General features: G+C 45.7%; 7 protein-coding genes. All 7 read right to left on the bottom strand.

The window, feature by feature from the left end; translation table 11 throughout:
- Positions 1-404 precede the first annotated feature (404 nt).
- Entirely contained in the window at positions 405-1,202 is a 798-nt protein-coding gene (locus BN93_RS11875; RefSeq protein ID WP_009229951.1) for a hypothetical protein, read from the bottom strand.
- Between the two features lie 46 nt (positions 1,203-1,248).
- Entirely contained in the window at positions 1,249-1,689 is a 441-nt protein-coding gene (locus BN93_RS11870) for a hypothetical protein (RefSeq protein ID WP_009229950.1), read from the bottom strand.
- A 34-nt stretch (positions 1,690-1,723) separates the two neighbouring features.
- A complete protein-coding gene (locus BN93_RS11865) occupies positions 1,724-2,275 on the bottom strand; it encodes a hypothetical protein (protein WP_232211177.1) in 552 nt (183 codons plus the stop codon).
- A gap of 82 nt (positions 2,276-2,357) precedes the next feature.
- Positions 2,358-4,058 carry an ATP-dependent DNA helicase gene (locus BN93_RS11860; protein ID WP_044260652.1) on the bottom strand — a complete coding sequence of 567 codons (1,701 nt, stop codon included), beginning with the start codon at positions 4,056-4,058 and terminating at the stop codon, positions 2,358-2,360.
- A gap of 259 nt (positions 4,059-4,317) precedes the next feature.
- On the bottom strand, positions 4,318-6,801 hold the full coding sequence (locus BN93_RS11855; protein WP_019188537.1) for a transglycosylase domain-containing protein: 2,484 nt from the start codon (positions 6,799-6,801) through the stop codon (positions 4,318-4,320).
- A gap of 165 nt (positions 6,802-6,966) precedes the next feature.
- Positions 6,967-7,875: a tRNA (adenosine(37)-N6)-dimethylallyltransferase MiaA gene (gene miaA, locus BN93_RS11850; RefSeq protein WP_019188536.1), complete on the bottom strand. Its 909-nt coding sequence runs from the start codon at positions 7,873-7,875 to the stop codon at positions 6,967-6,969.
- A 52-nt stretch (positions 7,876-7,927) separates the two neighbouring features.
- Positions 7,928-8,322 (bottom strand): DUF5715 family protein (locus BN93_RS11845; protein WP_044260603.1); only part of this gene is annotated, 395 nt, incomplete at its 5' end.

The following is an 8,322-nucleotide window of genomic DNA, read 5'->3' as shown; positions in this document are numbered from 1 at the left end:
ATGGAAACAACATCGTGGAAACGCGGAATTAATTTGCCTTCGATAGGCAGTTTGCAACTTGAAGAGCATCTTTGGAATACCTTCCAACAGGTCGCTTTTTGAAACATAACCACGTTTTGTTACAGGCAAAAGGGAGATAACCTCATGTTTTATTGTGTCTTTGTCTGGTACTTCGTACATGAGCAGGGCGTTTATCTTGTTTTAGTAGCACAAAGAAAATAAGTTCCTCTCAAATTGTAGAGATTTTAAAAGTCTAGATGACTTCAATATTAAAAAGGCATGACGACTTCATTGGAATGAGTGTGGTAAGAGGTATGGATAAGGGATGAAGTGTGCTTTTAAGTTGTCCATCTATTTTTCATACTCAAATCATGTAGGGGCCATTACACCATTTGTTTAGGTCGTCATTTGTGTTGTATTACCATCCCGTTATTATCAAATATAATGGCTTTTCCATTTAGTGTGTTATGTTTATAACGGCACAAAGCTATTAAGTAATGGCTGTGTGGGTCAAAGAAATAACCTTCTCCACCTCTGAACAACTTATTGTTGCATTTATAACAGTGCGTAAAGATTGCTTCCAGAGTACCCTCTTTCTTAACGACAAAACATAAAGGACCTATAAGCAAGATACATTTATCCCGAATTTTGTGATACTCTATAGAATTATTCTTGTATAAATCTCCATACCCTCGTCTTGGGAATAGCGTATTGAAGAGGCTGTCCGAAAATACTTCTTGGTGGACTTTACTAATAGAATTGGTATTAGTCAATTGTGGATGCCCACTTTCTCCCTCATTGAAGTACTCGTATCTTTCAACTTTTCTCGCATCATTATAGAATACGGCAAAACCATGATGGTTATTATTCCTTAGCGAATAGAAATGCGATAGTTTGTGCGTATCGTCGTCGAAGTGATAATCTCTTCCAATAATGGCTCCTTTTTCACCTGCATATCTGATATGAATGGTAATCAGTTCAGATGCCTTTTTATTAAAGGTAATGTAATTTTCACCAATGGTTATAAAGTCCATTACATAGTATTCGCCTTTCGTATGGTATTGCAATTTAAGTTCACCGTCAATTACGATGGTGCTTTTTCTCTTCTGCACATCCTTTATTATGTCTTTTTGTGGGGTGTTTGGTGATAAAGCGCATGCCGAGAGACATACAGCAAGCAATAAGTTGAAGATAAGTTTCATTTGATGTTCTTATTGTGGAGATAACTTCTGATAGGTTCAGATATAATCAATTTGGTATGACAATCTCAGGTGCTGGATATTTACCATAGATCCATTGCTTAACTCTATTTATACTTTGCTTATGCACTTTGTGGTCTGTGTAGTGTGCAAGAAAGATGGTGTCTTTCTTATTTTCCCTCTCAACTATAAGCATTTCGGGGGTTATTTCTTTTATTTCAAAGGCTTCTGCACAAGATGCAGATGTGACAGTAAGGATGCTGTCGTTTATCAATTCATTTTCAGTCTTTATCTTATAGAGGGTGTCATTACTCACATATAGCACAAAGAAGGCTTTATGATACAAATCGGTATCATCTTCAAATCCACCTTTCAAGGTGTCCCATTGTATTTGTTTGGGAACGAAAAGTCTACTCTGCTTAATTTTCTGGTTGCAGCCAACCAAAATAGAACCTATTATCACTGCAATTATTGCTGTAAGATGTTTCATCTGTTATTTTATATAAGAGAGGAGGATTGTGATGTTATCTTTTCATTGTTGGCTGTGAAAAGTGTCCTTCTTTTAGTTGATACTCAACCAAGATAGGCTCGTATATCGTTTCGAAACTCTTCCATCCTTTTGTTTCAGCATCGTAGTACAATTGGTTGTCTGTGGATAGAAAGTCAAAATTCTTAATTTTGTCTGAGGGTTTCATCAGTGGTTCAAGGGTTTCTTGCAATTCAGTGATAATGTGGATATTGGTTAGCACAATCAAATCACGATGGTTTTGGCTGATATATCCCACTATGCGCCTGCCTTTATACGCAATGTATTTATCTCGTAAGCGGTGCTTATTTTGAAATGAAAAGACAAATTTAGTTATCGAGTCCTCTTGTACAATGTCAAGTACAGCGACCTTATCTTCCGTATTTTCCGTGAAAAACTGTTGCGTCATGGTATTAACAATGGCTTTTAACTGTCTGTTGGTTACTTCAAAGCATTCAAGACTTCTGCCATTATGAGAAGAACAGGCTGCCATGAGGGTAAGACAAATTACTAGTATGAACAATGATTTACTACGTGCTTTTGATGTCATCTGTACTTCGTTTTTTAAAAGATTATTGGTTATTTTGCCATGTTTGTATAAGAAATCTCCTTTAAAATATATCAAAGCTACCTTAATCTCCCGATTTTTTCAATTTCTTCAGCTTGCGTTTGGCCTCGGGTAAGTCGGGCCATAGCTCCAAAGCCTTTTCATAATTCCTGATGGCAGCTTGGGGCATGCCCTCCTTTTCAGACTCCTTGCCAAGCAATGTGTATTCGGCTGCTAGGCGTTTCAGTTGTTCTGCACGTTGCTTTTCCATAGCGCGTGCCTCTTCCAGCTGCTGTTTTAGCAGGTTGATTATGTTCAGCTTTTTGCGGATAAGCCTTTTGGCGGCGGGTTTCTCAATGTCGTATCGGCTGTGGATGGCCAGAAAGAAGTTGTCGATGGCCGCTTGCATGTCGCCCTTGTCGAAGGCGGTTATGGCGTCGTTATACTGCTTGTCGGCCTTGCTTTCTTGCAAAGCCGAGTTGATGATGTTGAGGTTGTTGTAATTGCGCGCAAAGTTGGTGACCTCCGTTCGTACGAAAATGTTTTCTCGGCGGATGGGTTCTTGCAGACTAATGCCTTGCAAAGAGGTGCAACGCGATAGGGCCACGTAAGTTTGTCCGCCAGCGAATACGCCGCCAGTGAAGTCTATCTTTACGTTGTTAAAGGTTAGGCCTTGGCTCTTGTGTACGGTGATGGCCCATGCCAAGCGAATAGGGAACTGCCGATAGCTACCTATTTCCTCTTCTTCAATCTTTTGTTCTTTCTCGTTAAAGGTATATCGCACGTTCGACCAAATCTCCCTTTCCACGTCAAAGTCGCGGCCGTCTTCGGTTCGCACGTATATAATGCCGTCTTGTTCGTCGCCAAACCCAATGATTGTCCCTAGCGTGCCGTTCACCCACCTACGTTCTTTGTCGTTCTTGATGAACAGAACCTGTGCACCAGTTTTCACTTCCAATTCTATTGGTGTGGGCAAACTGCTCTCTGGGAACTCGCCCTCGATGTGTCCATAGAATATTGTTGGTTCGTCGGGTAGGGTGTTGAGCTGTTTCTCGTTGATGTAGTCGACGGTATCTCTACGCCCCGATAACGTGATGGATAAGCGTCCCTCTTCTGTTCCTATCTCGGCGTTAACTTGTGCATTAAGTAGTCGCAGATCGCTATCAGAAACGTGCGAGGTGCGTATGTGGTCGAGTAGGGAAATGAATTGTGCATCCCTTTGCCTGTAAACTTTCCTCAGTTCTACTGCAATGAGTTGCATTTCTCTGAACACATGTGCATCGAAGAAAAAACAAGAGGGGTAGAACGGACGAAGTAATTGGCGTTCGTCTTCTTTTATTACGGGTTCGAGCTGATAGATGTCGCCTACCAAGAGTAACTGTTTCCCACCGAAAGGCTCGCGCATGTTGCGGTTGTAGATGCGCAGTACTTTGTCGATAAAGTCGATGATGTCTGCCCTAACCATCGATATTTCGTCGATAATGATGAGTTCTACCTCGCGTAAGAGTTTTGTTTTTTCGCCATTATATTTAAGCGTGTTGCGGATGTTGCGTGCCGTATAGCGTTTGTCGGTGGGCAGCAAGGGGTGGAAAGGCAGTTTGAAAAAGCTGTGCAAGGTACTTCCGCCTGCGTTGATGGCAGCGATACCCGTTGGTGCTAGGATGATGTGTTTTTTCTTGATGGTGGCCGCGATGTGGCGCATAAACGTTGATTTACCCGTGCCCGCCTTTCCCGTTAGGAAGAGCGAGCGACGGGTAAACTGTATGATTTGGAGAGCCTTTTGCATCTCCCCGTTCTCTAAGTCTATTTGGTTGGGCGTATCGTTGTTCACGTTGTTTTGTCAAATCTGTCTTAGGATGGCTTAATCAAAGTCGGTCTGTGTAGACTTGTCTTTCACCGTATATGTGTACTAATTTGGTACTAAACGCGTTTGACACGGCAATCAGAATAGAAAATTGTGATGTGGCGGATGCCTGTTGGCGAAATCCGCCGCGCGTTGACTTACTGGATGAGGTGTGCAATGGCGTGCAATATATCGTGGCGTGTTATAGCTCATCGAGATTTAGCGGTTGCTCGGTGGGGCGAGAACGCTTTTTCTCTTGACCTTGCTCGGAGGGGAGAAGGTCGCCTGGTGAAATTTCCCTGATGGGATTTCCATTGCCGTCGAGAATGATGATACCTTCTCCCCCCGTGCTATCGGTTTCTGTTGTGTCTTTTTTCGCTCGCGGATAATAACTGTCGCACAGGTACATGTCGCGCGTTATGTCTGCATCTCGCGGTTTTCCAAACTTGCCATGATATTGTTTAAATGCAGGGTCGCGGAACACCGACTGTAAGAAATATCCACAGATGGGCAGAGCCGTTCGGCTCCCTTGTCCTAGGGCACCAGTGCGGAAGTGTATACTTCGGTATTCGCCACCAACCCAAGCGCCAACCACCAGTTTAGGACTAACGCCCATGAACCATGCGTCGGAGTGGTTGTTGGATGTACCTGTCTTTCCTCCAAAGTCGGTGTCGCGATAGTCGCCCACATATCCCCAAAGGCTTTGAGAGGTTCCGCCAGACTCGCGCATGCCGCCCATCAGCAGCTGTTGTACAAGGAAGGCCGTTTTATAAGGCACAGCTTGTTCGGATGTGGCTGGGCCAAGGAACACTTCTCTTCCGTCTTTGTCTTCTATTCGGGTAACAAGTACGGGTTCGTGGTGCATACCGTCGTTAGCAATGGTGCAGTAGGCGTTGGTTAGTTCGAGCAGGTTGACGTCGCTCGAGCCAAGTGCTAGCGAGGGCGCATCTTCTAACGGACTCTTAATGCCCATCTTCTCGGCAGTCTCGATAATGCGCTTGATGCCCATTTCTTGGCCAAGACGCACAGCCACCGAGTTGATACTCTTGGCAAAAGCCGACTTTAACGGCATTGAGTCGCCAGAGAACGAACCATTGGCGTTAGAGGGAGTCCAGGTAACCACCTCGTGTTTCTTCTTGTCGTACACCTGCATCGTGATGTATTCGTCGCGGCGTTTGTCGCAAGGGGTAAGGCCTTGGTTCATGGCCTCGGTATAAACAAAGAGTTTAAAGGTGGAACCAGGCTGGCGCATGGCCTTTACCTTGTCGTACTTCCACGAGTCGAAGTTGATGTCGCCCACCCATGCTTTCACAGCTCCCGTTTGTGGTTCCATTGCAACAAAGGCGCAGTGCATGAACCGAACCATATAGCGGATGGAGTCCATCGTAGAGATATTCATCTCGATAGAGCCCTTGGCATAGTCGAAAAGTTTAACCTTATGGGGCTTATTGAGGTAATACGTGATGGAGTCGGGTTGGTTGGGGAATTTCTCCAACAGCCAATTATACACAGGTTGTTTGCGTGCGATGCCCTCGATGAAGTCGGGTATCACCCTTCCGCGCTCGTCAATCCACGGGTCGTTCTTTCCCCAATGGTTCTTGAAGTTTTGCTGAACCTGCCGCATTTGTTTGGTGGCGGCATCCTCTGCGTATTTTTGCATACGCGTGTCGAGGGTGGTATAAATCTTCAAGCCACTGGTGTAGAGGTCGTAACCATTGGCTTCGCACCAGTCTTTGAGGTAGTCGGCCACTGCCTCCCTAAAATAATTGGCCTGTCCGTCGTAATTGGTTTCAACGTTGTATTTAAGGCTAAGAGGCGTTTGCGAGAGCGAATCGTACACAGCTTGGCTTAGATGGCCTCGCCTAACCATGTTGGCTAACACGGTGTTGCGCCTTTTCAGGCTGTTTTCGGGATGCGTTATGGGGTTGTACGTGGTTGTGGCTTTGAGCATGCCCACAAGTGTAGCCGACTGCGCGGCCGTCAAGTCTTTGGGCGTGATGTTGAAATAGGTTTTGCAGGCCGTCTTAATGCCATACGCCGAGGATCCAAAGTCTACCGTGTTGGCATACATACTGAGGATAGTATTCTTGTCGTAGCTCAGCTCCAACTTGGTGGCGATAATCCATTCTTTGGTTTTCATGATGAGCATACGTATGCCAGGAATCTTACCAAGCAAGCCCGTAGAATATTCGGTGCGCACCCTAAATAGGTTTTTGGCCAGCTGCTGGGTGATGGTAGATGCACCGCGGCCGTCGCCTTTGGTAACGGCATCCTTGGCGGCAGCGAACATTCCGATGGGGTCTACCCCCCAATGGCTGTAAAAACGCTCGTCTTCGGTGTCGATAAGCGTATTCCAAAACACGGGGTTAACGTCGCCGTAGGTTACAGGCGTGCGGTTTTCGTTGAAATATTTACCGATGAGTTTTCCGTCGGCACTGTATATTTCAGAGGCTTGCGCAGTTATGGGGTTGTTGATGGTGGACCATCCCGGCGACTTGCCAAAGAGCCAAAGGAAGTTGATGTCTACCATACCCAGATAGACAAAGAAGGCAACAAACGCCGATGCAACGACCACACCCGTCTTGAAATACCATTTGCGGCCTTTGTATAGGCCTTTGTACCATTTCCAAAATGCCTTTAACTTAGTGGCGCACCATTGCGCGCCTTGTACGATTTTCTTTCGCATAATCAGTTGTTGGTTGGTTGAGAAGACAACGCCTTTGTCCTGTCGATTGTTTTCGGAGGCGCATCGGGCCTGTGTTCTTCTTATTGTTTGGCATAAGCCGCGCTGCTGTTCACATGCTCATGATGCAGGTGCAACGCGTGGTTTACCTGTTGCAAATTTACGTATTTAATCTGTTATCCCGACAAAACTGTCGATATAATTTGTAATTTCTTCTGTGTTGTCGGGATAAAACCACTTTATTTCAGGGTCTTTCTTAAACCATGTTAGTTGCTTGCGCATGTATCTGCGCGTGTTGGATTGTATTTGTCTTACAGCCTCTTCCAAGGGAATGGTGCCGTCGAAGTAGGCGAACAGCTCCTTATATCCCACGGTATTGAGCGAATTTAGCCCCCGCAGGGGATAAACGCGGCGCGCCTCTTCTTCTAATCCATTGGCCATCATCTGCAACACGCGTTGGTTAATGCGATTGTACATCTCTTCGCGCGGACGGTTCAGGCCAATCTTAATGATGTTGAACGGACGTTGTTTGCGCTCTTTTTTTCGGTACGAGGTGTATGTGTTGCCCGTCATCAGGCATATTTCAAGGGCGTGGCACACCCTTCTGGGGTTTTGTTTGTCAACGAAATCGTAATGTTCGGGGTCTAATTGTTTAAGCATCTCAACAAGGGCTGGTAGTCCTTGCTGTTCCAGAAGTTGCTTTACGTGTTGCCGTGTGTTGTCGTCTACGGTTGGAATGTCGTCTATTCCATAGCAAACAGCATCAATGTACATCATGCTGCCGCCCGTCATCAAGGCCACGTCGCCGTTGGCGAAAAGCTGGTCGAGCAAGGCAAGGGTGTCGGTTTCAAAGCACGATGCACTATAATACTCGTCGAGTTTAAGATTGCCAACGAAGTGGTGGGTGGCTTGTTGTTGCTCTTCGGGAGTGGCGGCAGCAGTTCCGATGGGCAGTTGGGCAAACATCTGCCGCGAGTCGGCACTGATGATGTGCGCTGCATAACGCTTGGCAAGATGCAGGCAAAGTGCTGTTTTGCCAACACCCGTAGGTCCAAGAACAACGATGAGTGTTTTCATATTACACCTTATTATATATACAGGAGGATGACGAGATACTTGCTTGCAACAATTATCTCACCGTGACATGGAAGCAACCTTGTTTCACTTCGTATTTAATATAGCAGCGTTCGTTTCGTCGCAAGTCGTTCAAAACCTCGCTCATTACCCATTTCAACGTGTCGTTTCTTACCTTTCGGCGAGCAGGCCCGTCGGGCGTTTCCACTGTTTTGTATCGGTTATAGGCAATGTCGAATGTTGTTCCAAACCTGTGGCAGCTGTTTTCTGAGGCATTGCCGTTGTGTCCGCGTAGCTTTTTCACATCGGCCTCACTGCGAAGAACACTCGTGACGATGAACTTATGCAGTGGAATACCCTTAATTTGCAGGCTATCAAAGAAGTTTCGGCCAATGTCGTTGAGCAGTACGGCTGCTCTCGGCACAAGGTAAGGCACGCTATTGTTCAGCT

Source organism: Prevotella conceptionensis 9403948 (genome assembly GCF_000312305.1).
GTDB classification, from domain to species: Bacteria; Bacteroidota; Bacteroidia; order Bacteroidales; family Bacteroidaceae; genus Prevotella; species Prevotella conceptionensis.
Note: the sequence above shows the minus strand (reverse complement) of the source record. Positions and strands in the feature narration are given on the sequence as shown.

Coding starts and splice junctions, on each gene's coding strand:
- BN93_RS11860 (WP_044260652.1), bottom strand. CDS start 4,058: ATGCAAAAGGCTCTCCAAATCATACAGTTTACCCGTCGCTCGCTCTTC.
- BN93_RS11875 (WP_009229951.1), bottom strand. CDS start 1,202: ATGAAACTTATCTTCAACTTATTGCTTGCTGTATGTCTCTCGGCATGC.
- BN93_RS11865 (WP_232211177.1), bottom strand. CDS start 2,275: ATGACATCAAAAGCACGTAGTAAATCATTGTTCATACTAGTAATTTGT.
- BN93_RS11855 (WP_019188537.1), bottom strand. CDS start 6,801: ATGCGAAAGAAAATCGTACAAGGCGCGCAATGGTGCGCCACTAAGTTA.
- BN93_RS11870 (WP_009229950.1), bottom strand. CDS start 1,689: ATGAAACATCTTACAGCAATAATTGCAGTGATAATAGGTTCTATTTTG.
- miaA (WP_019188536.1), bottom strand. CDS start 7,875: ATGAAAACACTCATCGTTGTTCTTGGACCTACGGGTGTTGGCAAAACA.